The sequence below is a fragment of the Rhodobacter sp. JA431 genome (assembly GCF_900217725.1).
Classification (GTDB): domain Bacteria; phylum Pseudomonadota; class Alphaproteobacteria; order Rhodobacterales; family Rhodobacteraceae; genus Rhodobacter; species Rhodobacter aestuarii.
The window spans coordinates 524,316-540,950 of record NZ_OBMP01000001.1 but is presented as its reverse complement, the minus strand read 5'-3'; the positions used below and the strand labels follow the sequence as shown (position 1 = coordinate 540,950).

Below are 16,635 nucleotides of genomic sequence, written 5' to 3'. Positions count from 1 at the left end.
GAGTGCGCCATGACCCTGACCATTACCCCCGTGACCGAGGCTGACCGTGCTGATTGGGAGGCGCTGTTTCGCGCCTATGCGGATTTTTACAAAACAGAGGCCCGCGCGGCAGAGCCGCAGGTTTGGGAGTGGATCCAGTCGGAAACGGAACCCTATTGGGCCGATATCGCGCGTGACGAAACGGGCCAAGCGCTGGGCTTGGTGCAATATTCGCTCATGCACCGCTCTTTGTCAGGCGGCATGGTGGTCTATTTGAGTGACCTTTTCACCGTGCCGCAAGCCCGTGGCAAAGGCGTAGGGCGCGCGCTGATTGACCATGTAAGAGCCTTTGCGCGCGACCGTGGCTACAGTTCGGTACGCTGGCTGACCGCAGAGAACAATGAAGCGGCGCGCAAGCTTTATGACAGCTATGCCCCGGCCTCGGGCTTCATTCTCTATTCCGTCGCGCCCTAGCGGTTGAAGCTTGGGCAGAGACCATTCCCCGGCATAAAAAGGGCGGCCCGAAGGCCGCCCGATATTCCGGTGTAACAAGGATCAGCCTTTCGGGCCGATCATATCTTCCGGGCGCACGATCTTGTCGAAAGTCTCGCCATCAACATAGCCAAGCGCGATAGCTTCTTCGCGTAGGGTGGTGCCGTTTTTATGCGCGGTTTTGGCGACTTTGGTGGCCGCATCATAGCCGATGGTCGGCGCAAGTGCGGTCACCAGCATCAGGCTTTCTTTCATCAGCTTGTCGATGCGCGCAGTGTTGGCTTGGGTGCCAACCACCATATTGTCGGTGAAGGCCGATGCCGAGTCGCCGAGCAATTGCATGGATTGCAGCACGTTATAGCTCATCATCGGGTTGTAGACGTTCAGCTCAAAATGGCCCTGGCTGCCCGCAAAGCCAATCGCCGCGTCATTGCCCATGACATGGGCGCAGACCATCGTCAGCGCTTCGGCTTGGGTCGGGTTCACTTTGCCCGGCATGATCGACGAGCCCGGCTCGTTTTCCGGCAAGATCAATTCGCCAAGCCCCGAGCGCGGGCCGGAGCCCAGAAGCCGCAGGTCGTTGGCGATTTTAAAGAGCGAGGCCGCCACGGTTTTCAGCGCACCCGAGAAGAACACCATCGCATCATGCGCGGCGAGCGCTTCGAATTTGTTCGGCGCGGTCACAAAGGGCAGATCGGTGATCTCGGCGATTTGCGCGGCAATGCGAGTATCCCAACCCACTTTGGTGTTGAGCCCAGTGCCAACGGCGGTGCCGCCCTGCGCGAGTTCGTAGATATGCGGCAGCGCCAGTTTCACGCGCTCAATGCCGCGCTCGACCTGTTTCGCATAGCCCGAGAATTCTTGGCCCAAGGTCAGCGGCGTCGCATCTTGGGTATGCGTGCGGCCAATCTTGATGATGTCTTTGAACTCTTCCGATTTCGCGACCAGCGCGGCATGGAGTTTTTCGAGCCCCGGGAGCAGCACATCGCGCGCTTGCATGGCAATCGCCACATGCATCGCGGTCGGGAAAGTGTCGTTCGACGATTGCCCCATGTTGCAATGGTCGTTCGGGTGGACGGGCTTTTTCGAGCCCTTCTCGCCGCCGAGCATTTCGATCGCACGGTTCGAGATCACCTCGTTTGCGTTCATATTCGACTGCGTGCCCGAGCCGGTTTGCCAGACAACCAGCGGGAAGTTGTCGTCAAACTTGCCCTCAATCACCTCGGTCGCAGCGGCGGCGATGGCATCGGCAATCTCGGGCGCCATATCGCCTTGCGCTTTGTTCACGAGCGCGGCGGCTTTTTTGATCACGCCAAGCGCGCGGATGATCGGCACCGGCTGACGTTCCCAGCCGATCGGGAAATTCATGATCGAGCGCTGCGTTTGCGCGCCCCAATATTTGTCGGCGGGAACTTCAAGCGGGCCGAAACTATCGGTCTCGGTTCTGGTCGCAGTCATCCTGGGCCTCCATGATGCGAAAAACTCCCGCGCGTTCTAGGACGGCGGGAGTATTTTTGCAATTGGTATACGAGGGTATACGGGCCAGCTTAAGCCGCGAGCGGGAAGGCGCGAGCGCCTGCGCAAAGCGGATGGTCGGCCAAAAGCTCGGCCAATGCGGCCTCCACATTGCGGATCGCGCGGCAGTGGAAGTAAAGCTCAGTCGTTTTGTCAAAGTCGCGTTGGCCCATGAAGCGCCCGCCCGAACTGATCTTGTGGTTGATCCGCTCCAGCAGCTCATCGGTTTTATGCTCGGCTTTCACCGCATCGGGCAGGCCCGCCATGTCGAGTTCAAGCACCAGCACTTGGGTCGATCCAAAGCTGCGCAGTTCTTTGCCGTCGTCATCGGTGAAAACGGACCCACGCGGCGCACCAAGCGATTCAAAATGCGGCACGAGCCGATCCATCAGCTTTTTATCGAGCCCCTTGATCTGCATCGTCACGGTGCAGCCCGTCACGCGCCCCGCCGCTTCGCCAACCGACGTGCCACCTGTGACCGAGCCCACGCCCCAAGAGGCAAGCGCCTCTTGCACCGGGCCGTCATAACGGGCGGCGCGTTGGGCATCTGTCAGGCAAGTGGGCAAGTTGGCGGTGACCGTGACGGTCTTTTGCGGCTTAAGGAAGCTAAACATCTGGGAGGCCGTTGTTTGCTGAGGTGTTGATTTGAAAAAACTATTTGCGGAACTTGTCTAGGCTCACCACTTCCGCCTCGGTCCGGGGTTTGTCCTCGGCGGTTTCGCTGATTTCGAATTCTTCGTCTTCTCCCTCTTCCTCGTCGTCATCGGAGTCTTGCGATTCGAAGCGCAGGCCAAATTCAACTGAGGGGTCGACGAAGGTGTGGACCGCATCAAACGGGATCCAAAGCGGCTCGGGCTGGTTGCCGAAATTGAGTGTGATCCCAAATCCTTCATCGGTCACATGCAGGTTTTCAAACCAATGCTGGATCACGATGGTCATTTCTTCGGGGTAACGTTGGCGCAGCCAATCCGCGATATCCACCTTATCGGCACGGGTGTCGAAGGTGATGAAGAAGTGATGCGCGCCGGGTAGGCCATGCTCGGCCACCTCGCCCAAAACAGTCTGGATGAGGCCGCGCATCGCGCGATGCATAAGAGTGCCATAGTCAATCGAACGCGTCATGTCAGACCTTTCCTTTGCGCACAGCATAGGGGATTTGCCGGGCAAGGAAAGGGGGGAAGCGGGGCGGAAAGTCGCGCTCTGGGCTCCCTTTTGTGCGAAAGGCAATTCCTTTCCCAGCAAGCGCCACGCGATGCTGTTTTTGATGGCGCTTCACGCGTCAGATCGGGGGATCGGGCCGCTGCGTCGCGCGCTTTGGATCAGGGCGGCCCCGATATGGCCCGGAGCCGCGGCTTGTTTTTGATCTGCGCAGCCTCTCAACGTGACAGACGCACCAGCCCGCCGGTTTGGCCGGCAAGCACCCCCTGATCTTCGGGGGCGGGGCGCGTGATGGCGGTGAGCAGGACCGGAACCGGGGTCCAATACGGGACATACCATTCCTGATCGACCTCAAGAATCAGCACGCGGTCGCGGGACGCGTCATAAGCGCCCACAAGCGAGACATGCGGCCCGTCCCAATCGCCAGTGACAACGCCTTGGTTGAAATAAACCATCGTCACATCATCGGCAGAGGCTTCATTGGCGGCAAGGCGCGCGCGGAGTTCGGCGAGCGCCTCTGGCTCGGGCATCGCACCGGGGGCGCCGGGGTGGAAGCTGTCGATCGTTATTTTAAGCCCGAGCGCTTCGGCCGCTTTGCCTGCATAAAGGCTCAGTTCGTCAAATTTGATCCCGTCGCCCTCTTCGGCAGAGATTTCGCTCCAATGCGCATCGCCCACCTTTTCAAGCAATTCGGGCTGGCGGATCACCGTGTCTTCGGCATTCGGGGGCAGGCCCGCAAGCCCGGTCACCGCAGCGGTGATCGAGGCGACGCCGCAGGCCGAAGAGGTGAACTGGGGTTTCACGAACGGAAAGAAGGCCCAGAAATCGGGCGCGGGCGCCTCGGTCAGATAGGCATGATCAAGGGTGATCGGCACGGCATTGGGGCCAAGTTTGGGAGGCGGTGTTTCCTCGGCAAGGGCTGGAAGCGCGAGCAGGGCGAGAGAAAAGGCAAAAACGTATCGCATCGTAATCTCCGGTGGGTCTGAGAGAGACTGAAACCGGGCCGATAGAGGCGCAAGCGCAAAGCGGTTACGACCCGCGAGCTGTCCGAAAATATGGGGTAACTGCCTGATAAAAGTGCAGGTTTCTGTTGCCAGGCACCTGCGAGCCCCGCCTTAAGCGGCTAAGCGTAAGGACTTAAGTTTCGGTTACCCGAGCTGCTTACGCAGCCAGAGCCACCGGAGCACGGTTGTCGTTGGCAACTGTACAATTTGCACCGATAACGGTGGTCGCTCACCGGGACAAAGCCATCACCTTTACACGTTCGTCGATCCTATTTCGGCCCCATGTGCCCCCAACGAGGGATTTTGGTGGAGCCGCCGGGTACCGCCCCCGGGTCCGATCCGCTTATTTCGTGCGCGTTTATGCCCATAGTCCGAGTTACCCCGAACAAGCCCAATTTAGGGCCTGCGGCGGCGGGCTGCAAGGGGCGGCGATGGGGATCGGTGGATCAGCGCTTCGCGCGGCGCAGCGCGCGGTCTAGCGCATCAAGAAAACGCGACCTGTCGGCTTTGGTGAACCCCCGCCCGCCGCCTTGCAGAAACGGGTTGGCAGAGCGCAGATCGGCCATCAGATCGCGCATCGCGAGAATATTGCCGATATTGTCGGGACCGAGCACTTCGCCATCGGGCTTAAGCACTTGCGCGCCTGCTTCCACGCATTTGGCGGCCAAGGGAATGTCGGCGGTAATCACCACATCGCCGGGGCCCGCACGTTCGGCGATCCATTTGTCAGCCTCATCAGGGCCCTGTGGCACGATCACCGTTTGCACCAGCGGATTTTGTGAGGGGCGGATGCCGCCGTTAGACACGACCGCCATCGGCACCGAAAGCCGTGTTCCCACGCGCTCCACTTCGGCTTTCACCGGGCAGGCATCGGCATCGACATAGATCATCCTTTGGGGCCTTTTGCTTGTTTGCCTCGGTCTGCCCGAATTTTGGCAGCGGGGTCAAGCACGGCTCCGAACAACGGCCCCGCAGAAGGGTCGGTTTCTGCGGGGCCTAGGCGATCAGAGCGCGGGGCTATCAGCGCCCGTAGGTCGCCGTAAAGGAGGCGCTGTCGAGCGAAGAGGTATGGGCAAAGAAGCCCACCACAGCGCCAGAGGCCGTTTCATCAATGCCGAGCTTTTCTTGCGGCATGGCATAAACGGTGAACACGTAGCGGTGCGGGGTGTCGCCTTCCGGCGGGCAGGGGCCGCCCCAATCATTGGCGGAATAGTCATTGCGGGCTTGCATCGCGCCTTCGGGCAGCGCGCTTGCAGCGCCTTGCGGCAATTCGGTCACCGAAGCGGGCAGGTCAAAAACGGCCCAGTGCCAAAAACCCGACCCGGTCGGCGCATCCGGGTCATAAACGTTCACGATATAGCTGTTGGTGCCCTCCGGCGCGCCTTCCCAAGCGAGCGCGGGCGAGGTGTTCGGGCCGGTGCAGCCGAAACCATTGAAGACGAAAGCATCACCGATCGTGGTATCGGGCGCGATGTCGGCGGAGGTGAGGGACATTTCCGCGTGCAGCGGAGCGGTCAAAAAAAAAGCGAACAAAGCACTGAAAACGGATTTCGACGCAAAGGAAGACATGGCGTAGCTCCTGAATGGGTTTGCGTAAGCCGCCGGGGAGGAGGCTTGTGTGCAAAAGCTAAGCCAGCTCGCGCAGCGGGTGCCATTCCCCCGTTGGGGGATTGACAGCACTGCAGCGCTTAGTTGCGTGCGGTAAGTTCTGACAAGCGCGCAAAAAGCCGCGACCAATGGCTGAAGAACACGAATTGGCCAGCGTTTTCATAAAGCTCGAAGTCGATCCACGGGTAGTCTTCGCGGAACTCGGCAATCGTTTCGGGCGGGGCAATTGGGTCCGTCGTGCCGTTGATGAAGATCACCGGGAACCGGTCACGCGCCGCCTCGACCGCTGGGCGCCAATCGCCGCGCGCGAAGATACGCATTTCTTGCGCATAGGCCTTGTGAGCAAGGTGACGGGGCGAGAGCGCGACACGTGTGCCATCCAAAATGGCTTCTCGGGCGGCCGGATCTTGCATCAGCGCCAAATCAGGCGGTGATCCCGCATAGACTTGACGCACAAATTCCGTGCGCCCCACCCGCGACGCGAAGTGAAATCCGCCCTGCGCAACAAGGGGGATCAGCGAAGGGGTGTAATAGGCCGTGCCGACGACAAAGCGGTGCCATTTGTCCATGCGGCTGTATTGCGCTTTGCGGGTGACGGGCAGCACCCCGCTAAAGGCGATCAAGCCGCTTACACGTTCGGGGTAGGCGCGGGCGAATAGGAAACCCAGAAAACTGTCGTTTTCCAGTGTGATAATCGGCACCTGACGCGCGCCCTCTTGGATCAAGATCGCGCGGATATCCTCAAAGATGCGGTTTGGCACTTCGGCGTCATCCGCGGGACTGGTGTTGCCATAGCCCGGGCGGATCGGGACGATGACTTTCAGCCCGCGCCGCTTCGCCTCTTGCTCTGCGGCCACGGGCCAGCGGCAAAAGCCAAAAGTCCCATGGAAGAATAGCACAGGCACCCCCTGCGGGTCGCCAAAGCAACGATAGGTGATCCGGGGGCCTTCGGTCTCTAGCTGCACCTCATCGCAGAAATAGGGCAGATAGGCCGCTTGCGGGGGGGCGGCTTTCGGCAGATGTTGTGGCGGCAGCGAAATATCGCGCCAAAGCGCGGCACTCATCAACGAGAGTTCTTGCTGCGAGGCGGCCCCGGTTTTCGTCAAAATCCGCTCGATTTGCTTTTTCACCGTTTCCGGGGAAACATGGCGCTGCTGTGCGATCTCTTTCCGGCTTAAACCTTGCAAGGAGAGGCGCAGCACATCCCCCTCAGCTTCGGTCAAATCGAAGCTTTCGGCCAGTTCTTCTGTGAGCCGTGCTTGGCTTGCACGATCAAAAAGCACCGTGAAGCTGCAATCTTCTGCCTCTTCAAACCGCACCGGAATGCGCCGCATCACAACATTCGACAGCATCGCATTTGCCGCCTGCGCGCGCGGCCATTCGTTGGCGCCCCCAAGCAAGGTTGTTGCGCGTGGGTTTGCATGGAGCACTTTCCCCGTGGAGGAAAGAAGCAGGGCGGGAAGATGCCGGTAAAGGGTGAAAAGCCGCGCAATTTCCGGGTAGGGGCCAGAGGAGTCCAAAATGCTGCCCGCCTGCGCAACGTGGCGGCTAGCGCCTTGCGGGTCTTGTGGCCCCCCAAGATGATCAATCCGCGCAAGCGATTGCAGCCCGATATCGACAAGCCGCTCATATTGGTCGGGGTTGAGCGCAGTGTGATAAATTTCACCGATCAGCGCATCGGGAAGCGGGCCACCGATTGGCTCGGGCGGCATCGTGCGGCTCCAACGGTCCGACGTTTCCTCGCGCATCTCTAAACCCTCCGAAACCGTCCATCGGTCCCGTGTGCTTGTTTCGCCTTGTTGGGGCGGGTGTGGCGCCGGCAGAATCGCGGGCCATTACCAACTTAGAGTATAACCGAAACAAGGCCGTCTCAACCAAAGCCCAACGTCAAGTGACAGACACTTTATGACGCAGTGCCGAGGGTTTAGGCGTTAACCTTCTTCGATCACATCGGCATCTTGCGGGGCTTTCCCGTCGCCGCGCCGCCGCTCTGCGATATGGGAGGTCATCTGGCTTTCGAACACGGCATTGAGTTCTTTCAACCGGTCCACATAGGCGCGGTTGCGCTCCACCGGCACGCCCGGTTGCCAGACCTCCGCCAGATCGCGCACCGAAGACCGATCCAGCTTCCAAAACATCCGCTCAAGCTCATGCGCCTCATAAGCGCTAAGCCCGACGTTTTCCAAAACATAGCGGCCTGCGCGGCAAGAGCCGTCGAACATTTCACGCACGATGTCATTCGCGCCCGCGGCATAAAGGTCGTAAACGTGGTAGCGATCGCGCGCGCGGGTGATGATATGCAGATCAGGCCGTGTTGAGCGGGCATAGGCCACAAGTTCTGTAGTGGCCTTCTTGTCATCAAGCGCCACCACAAGCACCCGCGCTTTTGAAAGCCCTGCAGCGGCAAGCAGTTGCGGGCGCGTCGGGTCCCCGTAATAGGCTTTGAAGCCAAAGGTGCGTAGGCGCTGCACTGTGGGCAAATCGGAATCGATCACCGTGGTGGCAAAGCCCGACATCGTCACCATCCGGTTCACCACCTGCCCAAATCGGCCCGCCCCGGCGATGATGATCGGGTGATGTTCGTCGACGGTATCCGGGTCAGGCCCCACGCCCGGATCGACGCGTTTCGAAAGCCGCTCATGCAGCAAGAACAGCACCGGAGAGATCAGCATACTCAGCGCGATCACCAGCAGCACCTTTTCCGCAACCGCTGGGGGCAAAATGCGCTGTGCCGTGGCGAAAGAGACCAAGACGAGCGAGAATTCCCCCGCTTGCGCAAGGCCGAAGGCAAAGAGCCAACGATCCGAACCGCGCAGGCCAAAAAGCCGCCCCAAAACATAAAGAATGGCGGATTTCAGCGCCACAAGGGCCACCACCAAGGCAATGATCTTCAAGGGGCCCGCAAAGAACACCTTCAGGTCGATGCCCGCGCCGACTGCGATGAAGAACAGCCCCATCAACAGGCCCTTGAAGGGTTCGACATTGGCTTCAAGCTCATGCTTGAACTCACTGTCCGCCAGAACAAGACCCGCGAGGAAGGTGCCCAAAGCGGGAGAAAGCCCGACAAGGTTCATTAGCGAGGCAATGCCAACCACAATCATCAGGGCGACAGCGGTATGCACCTCCGGCAGGCGGGAGGCTTGAACAAAGCGAAACAGCGGTTGGATCAGGAAATGCCCGGCCATCACAATCAGCCCGACGGCGCCAAAAGTGATCAGGGTCATGCCCCACGCGGGCAAGGCATCAAGCCATTGCGCGGCGAAGCTGTGCCCCGCCATATCGCCCCGCGCCAATTCCCGCGCGCCGGGCAACGCCAAAAGCGGCAGCAGCGCTAGCATTGGGATTACGGCAATGTCTTGCATCAGCAGCACCGCAAAGCCAGAGCGCCCGCCTGCCGTTTGCATCAATCGTTTTTCGTTGAGCGTTTGCATCACGATGGCGGTCGAAGACAGGGCCAAGATCCCACCAAGGGCGATGGCCGCGCGCGGCGGTTGGCCAACGGCCAGCGCGACCGCCGCAACCGCCGCAATCGTGATTAAAAGCTGTAAGCCGCCCAGCCCGATCAGCTTGTCACGCATCGACCAAAGCGCGCGCGGGTTCATCTCAAGCCCGATCAGGAACAGCATCATCACCACACCAAACTCGGCGAAATGCTGCAGGTCATGGGCCTCGTCTGCGACAAAGCCAAAGATGGGTCCGATGATGATCCCGGCCAGCAAATAGCCCAGCACCGAGCCAAGGCCGAGCCGCGTGGCAAGGGGAACGGCCACCACCATGGCTGTCAGGTAAAGTGTGGCCTGTAAAAGGAAGTTTTCCATCGGGACTTGTCTTTGAGGCCCGCCAACGGCTTATTCCGGGCAGCTGCGGCAGGGCGGAAACGCGAGAATACCCCTAGCGTAGCGCAAAGCGGTGACGGAACAAGGACAAAGGCTTCAGATAATGCGTTAGATCACAACGCATTGAGTCGGCCCGATGGTGTGAGGGGGCCGCTTAGCCGCCCCGCAGCAGTTTGAGCACCAAAGTCCGGTTGCCCTTTTGGTAGCTGAGCTGGCTATCCCCAATTGCGACCACCTTGCCGCCATCAAGCCGATCGCCGACTTTGACCTTGTAAAATCGCCCGTTTGGCATCCGGACCAGCGCGCTGCGGTTGCGTTGTGTGCCGTAAAGGCCGATCAGGCTGACCTCGCCGAGATTGAGCGCATTGCGCTGCGTCGCCTGCTTGGCAACCGAGGCAGAGGTCGGCACGCGTGGCGCGGCGCGGGTGGGCTCCGGTTCGTCAACTTCCTCGGGGCCGGGGATGCGCGTCGGCGCGGGCGGCGGAGAGGGAGAGGTGCGGGGCGGTGCGGCGGCTGCGGTCTGTTGCGGGGGCTCGGCGGCAATTGCCGCGGCCAAGGCCCGCTCCACTGCAGCGCTGAAGTTGCGCGGACGCGCCTGCGGGCGGCGCGATACGGCCAAGGCGGTTTCCGAGGCATTGGGGAAGGGTTCCGCTGCCGCGATCTCTTCCGGTTCCGCAGGGGCACGCGCTGCTGCGGCAAGCTGCACAACCGAGTCTGGGCGCGGCTTGGGTTGCGCTTTCATCACAATGGCGGCTTGTGCCGTGCTGAGCCGTGGGCTTGGCCCAATCAGCGTGCCCTGTTGGCCGGGGTTGGCTTCGGGCTGAGGTGCGGGGCTTGGTTCAGGCTCGGGAACAGGTTCCGGTGCCTCGGTCGTGGGCGCGGGGGCTGCTGCGGGTTCTGGTTGCGCGGCTTGCGCGGCGCGGACCACGGCCTCAGGGCGCGCTTTCGGGCGAATACGTTCCATCGCTTGCAGGCGGCGCTGTTCGGCGGCGCGCGCAGCCTCCACCGCCGCGGTCACCGAGGCCGGGCGCGGGCGCGACACCCGTGGCGGCTTGCCGGAGTAAAGCGTGAAGCCGCCCGGCGCGGGAGTGCCTTCCGGCGTTGGCACAAGCTCGGAGCTCGCCTCGGCCATCGCAGGGGCTTCGGGCGCAACGGGCGTGGGTTCTGTCGGTTCTGGTTCAATCGGCGGCAGCGCGGTCGCCAAGGCGCTGTGCAGCGGAGCAGCTTGCGAGCCCAGCGGAGCGAGCGGTTCCAGCCCGGGCACAACCGTGCCAGAGGAGGAAAGCGCACTTTCAATCGGTTCGGCGGGGGCCGCCACTTCGGGGGCAGGCTCCTCCGCGACGACGGCTGCGGCCGGTTCTTCCGGCGGGGCTGTTTCTGCGGGGGGCGCGACGATCTCTGGTTCGACGCTCGCCACTTGCTCGGGCTCGGCCTCCGGCGTCTCTTCCACGGCTGGCGGATCTTCAACCGGTGCGGGCGCCACCTCTGCCTGCGCTTCGATTTCGGCAATTTGCGTGCGCGCTTCTTCAACCGTCATCGGCGCCGCATCCGGCGCGGGTTCGGTGGGGGCGGGCGTTGCAACGGTCACCTCGGGTTCGGCCGGTGTCTCGGGCGCATCGCTGCCAAGATAGCTTGACCAGAGCGCTGCCAGCGCCATCACGCCAATCAGCCCGGCCATCAGGGTCACGCCCAGATATTTCGGCTTGCCACCGACTTGCGGCGGTTTCGGGCCACCAAAAACGGTCTTTTCTGGGTCAATGCCCTCGGGGTTCTGGCTCGGTTTGATCTCGACGCGTGGGCGATTGCTGCGCGCTTCGGCCAGCGCTTTGCCGCGCGCCAAAGCCTTGCCCGCACCACTGCTAAGCGCGGCCCCACCAAGCGCGGCAGTGCGCAGGCCAGCATCAGCGACCTTGCCGGCCACTTTGCGCAGCTTTTCCCCGGTGCCGGGGCCAGTGGTGCGATCTTCTTCCCATGGCAAAGACAGGCCCGGCGCGGTGACCCCAGCCTTGCCCATCGCTTTGTCTTGCGGCGCGCGCGGAGTGAGCGGCCCCAAAACCGGAGGTCTTGCGCCATCCTCGCGTCCGGTCGCACCGCTGAGCGCCCGCGAAATCGGCGGCTTCGCGGGGGCCGATTTGGTGGCTGTGGGGCGTGGCGCAGTCGGCACAGCGGCAGGCGCTTTCGGCCCCGGCGGCTGCGGCGCAGGGCCAATATCCGCAACGATCGAATCGAGTGTGTCGCGCGGCTGCGGACGCGGTTGCGCCCGCATGGGTTTGAGGGTGGGCTCTTGCGTTTCCAAAGCGTCAAGCACCGGCGCAAGCGGCGGCGTGTCTGTTGACTTGCCTGCCTCTTGTGGTTCGGTATCTTCAATCGGGGTGGAAGCGGTCGGTGCGTCGGGCGCAACCGTGTCTTCCACGACTTCCGGGGCGGACGCTTCCTCGGCGGTTTCCGCCCTTAAGCCATCTTCGGCTGCGCTATCGGTCGCCGCCGCATCCAAAGGCGCGTCCGGGGCGATATCCGTTTGCGGGACCACTTTCGACCAATCGAGTGTCGAGAGATCAAGTTGTGAAAGATCAACTGTTTCCGCGTCCGGGGCCGGTTCCGGCCGGGGGGCCGACGGTTCTTCTGTCAGTTCCGGCTCTGTGGTCTCGGGAGCGGCCTCTTCGGCAATGGCCTGCTCGTCGGGTAGGGCCCCTTCCGGTTCAGGGGCTTGCGCCGGTTCTGCGGCAAGCTCTGGCGCGTCTGCGTCCGTGTCGGGCGCAGCCTCTTCGATCGGCGCTGTTTCGCCCTCGGTTATCTCAAAAGGCTCTTCCGGAGCGAGGTCCTGCAGTTCGGAACCATCATCCGCTTTCGCAATGCCTTCTGGCGCGTCAGGGGGAAGTGTATCCGCGCCCTCGGCTTCCTCTGGGGGGGCGTCCTGCGGTTCTTCGGGCTCCGATTCCGGTTCGGGATCGGCGTCGTCGACCGGAGCAACATCCGCCTCTGGTTCCGGCGTGTCGGCCTCTGCCTCCGGCGTTTCTTGCGGCTCGGGGGAGGGCCCTTCGTCAAACGCTTCTGCGCTTGCGGCGATCATGTCTTCCGCAGGTTCAACCGCGTCGCTTGCGCTTTCTTCGACGGAGGGTACCGCGACCGCTTCGGGTGCCGCATTGGCGCGGGCCGCAGCGAGAAGCGCAGCAAACGGCAGCGGGTCTTGATCCCGTTCAATCCGAGCGCCCGCAGACAGATGCGCAGGCGCGACCGATGTCGGGCCGAACCACGGTTCCCCCGCGAATTGCCCGGCTTCTGGAATGGCCACAAAGCTTACCGGGGCGAAACCGCGATCTTCCGCGAACGCCTCTGCCTCGGCCAAAGTTTCGCGCGCAACCACAGCGACTTGCACCACGTCGCCATGGCCCGACCAGTCAAAGACCAGATCTTCAACAGCATAGGGGGTCAGCCCCTCTAGCGCGGCGGCAATCTCTTTGCGTCGGGTTGCGGCATGGGGGCCGGGGGCGGTGATCTCTGTGTAGAGGATTTGCGAAGCAGGAATGACAAGCTTCGTCGTCACCGCCTTGTTGCCCGCCCGCGCTTTGGCTTCACGACGCAGCGCGCTGAGTTGGTCATTGAAATCTTCGGCGTCCAGCGCCACTTCGCCGAGCAGTTCCCAACCGGACCGTGCCCGGAACAATAGGCCAATGCCATCATGCGAAAGATTTAGGGCGAAGTTCGGTTTCATCCGCGGGGCTTACCACATCACAAAGAGGCGTCGAAATCGGCTATAGCTCGGTCCCCTTTGGTAAAGCAGAAAACCGCATATGAAAAGCCGCCCACCGGTTCGTGATCAGCGCACCGGCGCCAAATCGCGCCCGAAACCGCGCGGAAACGGTTTCGGGCGATTTTGTTCAGGCCGTTGCGGCGCTCAGCGCTTGGTCCAGATCGGCAATCAGATCAGCGGCGTTTTCAATGCCGATAGACAGGCGCACCACATTGGGGGCGGCGCCTGCTTTGACTTGCTGCTCTTCGGTCAATTGGCGGTGCGTGGTCGAGGCCGAATGGATGATCAGCGAACGCGCATCGCCAAGGTTGGCCACATGACTGAAAAGCTTGAGATTGTTGACAAATTTCACGCAAGCCTCGTAGCCACCTTTCACCGCCACGGTGAACAGTGCACCCGCCCCCAGCGGGCAAAGCCGGGTGGCGCGCTCATGCCAAGGCGAGCTTTCAAGGCCCGCATAGGTGACAAATTCGATCCGCGGATCGTTTTCGAGCCACTCGGCCACGGCTTTGGCATTGGCGACGTGCTTTTCCATCCGCAGGCTGAGCGTTTCGAGCCCCATCAGCGTGTAATGCGCGCCTTGCGGGTTCATCGTCATGCCCAGATCGCGCAGACCCACAGCGATGGAGTGGAAGGTGAAGGCCATCGGCCCAAGCGCTTCGTGGAATTTGAGCCCGTGATAGGCCGGTTCCGGGGCCGAAAGGCTCGGGAATTTGTCGCTCGCCGACCAATCAAACTTGCCCGAATCAATCACCACACCGCCGGTCACGGTGCCATTGCCGGTCATGTATTTCGTGGCCGAATGCACCACGAGCGTCGCGCCATGTTCAATCGGGCGGCACAGGTAGGGGGAGGCCAGCGTGTTATCAACGATGAGCGGCAGGCCCACTTTATCTGCCACCGCCGCAACCGCGGGCAGGTCGGTCACATAGCCGCCGGGGTTGGAGATCGATTCGCAGAAGATCGCGCGGGTGTTTTCATCCACCGCCGCTTCAAGCGCTGCCAGATCATCAAAATCGACAAAGGTGCACGACCAGCCAAAGCGTTTGATGGTTTGGCTAAATTGGGTGATCGTACCGCCGTAAAGGCGCGTCGAGGCGATGATGTTCAGCCCCGGCCCCATCAGCGGGAAAAGCGCCATGATCTGCGCCGCATGGCCAGAGGAACAGCACACCGCCCCCGCGCCACCTTCCAGCGCGGCCACGCGCGAAGCGAGTGCTGAAACGGTGGGGTTCGTCAGGCGCGAATAGATATAGCCCACCTCTTCAAGGTTGAACAAACGCGCCGCGTGGTCGGCGTCTTTGAAAGCATAGGCCGTGGTTTGGTAGATCGGCGTCTGCAACGCGCCAGTGGCTGGGTCAGGCGCGGCCCCGGCGTGGATTTGCAGCGTGTCGAAACGATGATCGGTCATCAGGGTCTCCGTAAGTGACTGTGCGCAACCTATCGGCGACCGTTTCGGGCGGCAACGGTATTCGGGATTGAGCCCGCTCACGTCCTGGTGCGGCTCTGGCCTTTTGCGCCTTCATTCGTTAAGACCGCCGCGGTTTTTAGAACGATTTCGCGGCGCGTTTGGCGGCGTGCGGTTACAGAAAACAGATTTAGAGGCGATGATGAAAAAAGTTATGGCAGTGCTGGCAGCACTGGTGGTGGGCACGCAAGTGCAGGCGCAAGAGGCAGCGCAGGTTTCTTGGCAGGGCGCCTATCTTGGCGCGGAAATCTCGCATGATCGGGCCGCGTTTGATCGGGTTTTCCACACAGGGGAGGTAACCAGCGAATGGGACGTGAGTGGCACCTCTTTGGGGATGATCGGTGGGTATAACTGGCAGCGCGGTGCCTTTGTCTATGGGGTTGAGGTCGGGCTTTTCACCCGCGACATGCGCGGCAATGACAATGGCATTGCCTTAGCCCTAGATGCGACGGACATGAACCAAGCGGCGGAACTCGGTCTGCGGATGGGCTATGCGAAGGCGCGCAATCTTTATTACGTCACCGTGGGTCGGCAATGGTCCAAGGGCGCGTGGCAGGTCAACACCACGCAAGTCGCGCATACGTTTAAAGCGAGCTATCTTGGTCTTGGGGTGGAACATGCCTTTGACCAGCATCTGCGCTTGCGCGGCGAGCTGCGCAGCACCGATTATGACACGTTCAGCTTCGTGCCGCCGGGGGCCCCTATCGCTTGGGAATATGCTGCTGATCCGCGGCCCGAAATTCGCTTGGGCCTGACCTATCAGTTCTAAGCAGAGACAGCGCGGGGCTTAGCGCAGCCAAAGCCCCGCGCGTTTGATCGTGTTGCGGATCACCTGCTCGCGTTTTGGCAGGTCATCGCGGTCAAATTTAGCCCGAAGTTTCATGCCCTTGCCTTGGTAGATCAGCTTCTTGGCGGGCTCGTGCAGTCGCAAGATCTTTTTCACCTTTTGCGGCATCACCGCCGCTTCCAGCGCGGCCACGGCAGCATCGCTTTCACGCGCATAAAGCAGCGGTAAGGCGCGGTAATGGCAACTCACCGCACCATCGAGCCCATCAAGTTCCGGCCCCGGACGCCCGCCGCCAAAGGAATGGATCACCAAGGGCAAAGCCACCTGATCGAGCCACGGGTCAAGCGATTGGCTGGCCAATTCTTCGGGTGTGTCCCAGCGGATCGCATGGGCGTAATGTAAGAACCGCTTGCCAAAGCTTGGCGCATCGGCGCCAAAGAACCAGCCTGCATTGAAGTAAAGATAGCGCCGCCAATATTCATCGGGCTGGCTGAGGTCGAGCGAGCTTTCAAAGTCGAGGTCGAACTTATCGTAAAGGCTCTTCCAAATCTCCCTGTAGCCGACCTTGTAAAGTGGCGGCTCGGGCCAAGTGCCTTCACGCCGCATCGAGGCGGCAGGGCGGTTGAAATCAAACCCCACCGAAGAAAGCGGGCCTAGGAAAACCGTGTCGGTATCAAAGAAGACGAAGGGCCCTTCCGGCAGCGCGGCCATCGCTTCGATCTTATTGCCGTGCGGGTAGCTTTCGCCGAAGTGGCGGTTTTCAAACGGCAGGATTTCCACGCCGTTTTCTGTCAGAAACGCGCGCACCGGATCAGAGATTTTCACCGGGCGGGACCAGCGCGCGCCGGTGGGCTCCATCGCCAGCAACCGGCCCTTGAAGTCCGGATTTGCGGCGCGGAAGCTAGCGGTGAAAATCACCGCTTCATATTCAAGCCGCCCCGCCTGCACGACGAAGAAGACATTGGGGGATGGACCGGTGCCCGATTTCCTTGCCATGATGTTCCGGCTGCGCCTCATATTTTCTTCAAGACATAAGA

Annotated in this window: 13 protein-coding genes and 1 other RNA gene; 2 read left to right on the top strand and 12 right to left on the bottom strand. The window is 61.4% G+C overall.

Annotation, left to right across the window (positions count from 1 at the left end):
• Positions 1-9: 9 nt before the first annotated feature.
• Positions 10-453: a GNAT family N-acetyltransferase gene (locus CRO18_RS02275; RefSeq protein WP_097080909.1), complete on the top strand. Its 444-nt coding sequence runs from the start codon at positions 10-12 to the stop codon at positions 451-453.
• An 81-nt stretch (positions 454-534) separates the two neighbouring features.
• Here CRO18_RS02275 and fumC read toward each other — a convergent pair whose 3' ends face one another.
• The 11 genes from fumC to CRO18_RS02220 all read right to left on the bottom strand — a co-directional run bounded on the left by fumC (position 535) and on the right by CRO18_RS02220 (position 14,754).
• A complete protein-coding gene (gene fumC, locus CRO18_RS02270; protein WP_097080908.1) occupies positions 535-1,929 on the bottom strand; it encodes a class II fumarate hydratase in 1,395 nt (464 codons plus the stop codon).
• Between the two features lie 89 nt (positions 1,930-2,018).
• Positions 2,019-2,600, bottom strand: coding sequence for a hypothetical protein (locus CRO18_RS02265; RefSeq protein WP_097080907.1), 582 nt, complete (start codon positions 2,598-2,600; stop codon positions 2,019-2,021).
• 40 nt (positions 2,601-2,640) lie between these two features.
• Positions 2,641-3,108, bottom strand: coding sequence for an SspB family protein (locus CRO18_RS02260; RefSeq protein ID WP_076485019.1), 468 nt, complete (start codon positions 3,106-3,108; stop codon positions 2,641-2,643).
• Positions 3,109-3,362: 254 nt separating this feature from the next.
• On the bottom strand, positions 3,363-4,109 hold the full coding sequence (locus CRO18_RS02255; RefSeq protein WP_097080906.1) for a phytochelatin synthase family protein: 747 nt from the start codon (positions 4,107-4,109) through the stop codon (positions 3,363-3,365).
• Between the two features lie 111 nt (positions 4,110-4,220).
• Positions 4,221-4,574: a transfer-messenger RNA gene (ssrA, locus tag CRO18_RS02250) on the bottom strand.
• Between the two features lie 20 nt (positions 4,575-4,594).
• The gene (locus CRO18_RS02245; RefSeq protein ID WP_076485017.1) at positions 4,595-5,038 is read right to left on the bottom strand and encodes a YaiI/YqxD family protein; all 444 of its coding nucleotides are present in this window, start codon (positions 5,036-5,038) and stop codon (positions 4,595-4,597) included.
• 130 nt (positions 5,039-5,168) lie between these two features.
• Complete coding sequence (locus tag CRO18_RS02240) at positions 5,169-5,642, bottom strand: YbhB/YbcL family Raf kinase inhibitor-like protein (RefSeq protein ID WP_076485057.1); 474 nt, start codon at positions 5,640-5,642, stop codon at positions 5,169-5,171.
• 194 nt (positions 5,643-5,836) lie between these two features.
• On the bottom strand, positions 5,837-7,504 hold the full coding sequence (locus CRO18_RS02235) for an alpha/beta fold hydrolase (RefSeq protein WP_097080905.1): 1,668 nt from the start codon (positions 7,502-7,504) through the stop codon (positions 5,837-5,839).
• A gap of 183 nt (positions 7,505-7,687) precedes the next feature.
• Positions 7,688-9,574: a cation:proton antiporter gene (locus CRO18_RS02230; RefSeq protein WP_097080904.1), complete on the bottom strand. Its 1,887-nt coding sequence runs from the start codon at positions 9,572-9,574 to the stop codon at positions 7,688-7,690.
• Positions 9,575-9,746: 172 nt separating this feature from the next.
• Positions 9,747-13,304, bottom strand: a complete 3,558-nt coding sequence (locus CRO18_RS02225) for a hypothetical protein (RefSeq protein WP_097080903.1) — start codon at positions 13,302-13,304, stop codon at positions 9,747-9,749.
• Positions 13,305-13,470: 166 nt separating this feature from the next.
• Positions 13,471-14,754: an O-acetylhomoserine aminocarboxypropyltransferase/cysteine synthase family protein gene (locus tag CRO18_RS02220; RefSeq protein ID WP_170952532.1), complete on the bottom strand. Its 1,284-nt coding sequence runs from the start codon at positions 14,752-14,754 to the stop codon at positions 13,471-13,473.
• 199 nt (positions 14,755-14,953) lie between these two features.
• Between CRO18_RS02220 and CRO18_RS02215 the strand changes: the two genes are divergently transcribed.
• Positions 14,954-15,580, top strand: a complete 627-nt coding sequence (locus CRO18_RS02215) for an outer membrane protein (RefSeq protein ID WP_170952531.1) — start codon at positions 14,954-14,956, stop codon at positions 15,578-15,580.
• Between the two features lie 18 nt (positions 15,581-15,598).
• Here the strand turns inward: CRO18_RS02215 and CRO18_RS02210 are convergent, their stop codons facing one another.
• Positions 15,599-16,594, bottom strand: a complete 996-nt coding sequence (locus tag CRO18_RS02210) for a hypothetical protein (RefSeq protein ID WP_097081097.1) — start codon at positions 16,592-16,594, stop codon at positions 15,599-15,601.
• Positions 16,595-16,635 lie beyond the last annotated feature (41 nt).

Excerpts from the sequence above, each read along its gene's own strand:
- CRO18_RS02230 (WP_097080904.1), bottom strand. The coding sequence starts at position 9,574 with ATGGAAAACTTCCTTTTACAGGCCACACTTTACCTGACAGCCATGGTG.
- CRO18_RS02215 (WP_170952531.1), top strand. The coding sequence starts at position 14,954 with ATGAAAAAAGTTATGGCAGTGCTGGCAGCACTGGTGGTGGGCACGCAA.
- CRO18_RS02240 (WP_076485057.1), bottom strand. The coding sequence starts at position 5,642 with ATGTCCCTCACCTCCGCCGACATCGCGCCCGATACCACGATCGGTGAT.
- CRO18_RS02275 (WP_097080909.1), top strand. The coding sequence starts at position 10 with ATGACCCTGACCATTACCCCCGTGACCGAGGCTGACCGTGCTGATTGG.
- CRO18_RS02265 (WP_097080907.1), bottom strand. The coding sequence starts at position 2,600 with ATGTTTAGCTTCCTTAAGCCGCAAAAGACCGTCACGGTCACCGCCAAC.
- fumC (WP_097080908.1), bottom strand. The coding sequence starts at position 1,929 with ATGACTGCGACCAGAACCGAGACCGATAGTTTCGGCCCGCTTGAAGTT.
- CRO18_RS02225 (WP_097080903.1), bottom strand. The coding sequence starts at position 13,304 with ATGAAACCGAACTTCGCCCTAAATCTTTCGCATGATGGCATTGGCCTA.
- CRO18_RS02255 (WP_097080906.1), bottom strand. The coding sequence starts at position 4,109 with ATGCGATACGTTTTTGCCTTTTCTCTCGCCCTGCTCGCGCTTCCAGCC.
- CRO18_RS02235 (WP_097080905.1), bottom strand. The coding sequence starts at position 7,504 with ATGCGCGAGGAAACGTCGGACCGTTGGAGCCGCACGATGCCGCCCGAG.
- CRO18_RS02220 (WP_170952532.1), bottom strand. The coding sequence starts at position 14,754 with ATGACCGATCATCGTTTCGACACGCTGCAAATCCACGCCGGGGCCGCG.
- CRO18_RS02260 (WP_076485019.1), bottom strand. The coding sequence starts at position 3,108 with ATGACGCGTTCGATTGACTATGGCACTCTTATGCATCGCGCGATGCGC.
- CRO18_RS02245 (WP_076485017.1), bottom strand. The coding sequence starts at position 5,038 with ATGATCTATGTCGATGCCGATGCCTGCCCGGTGAAAGCCGAAGTGGAG.
- CRO18_RS02210 (WP_097081097.1), bottom strand. The coding sequence starts at position 16,594 with ATGGCAAGGAAATCGGGCACCGGTCCATCCCCCAATGTCTTCTTCGTC.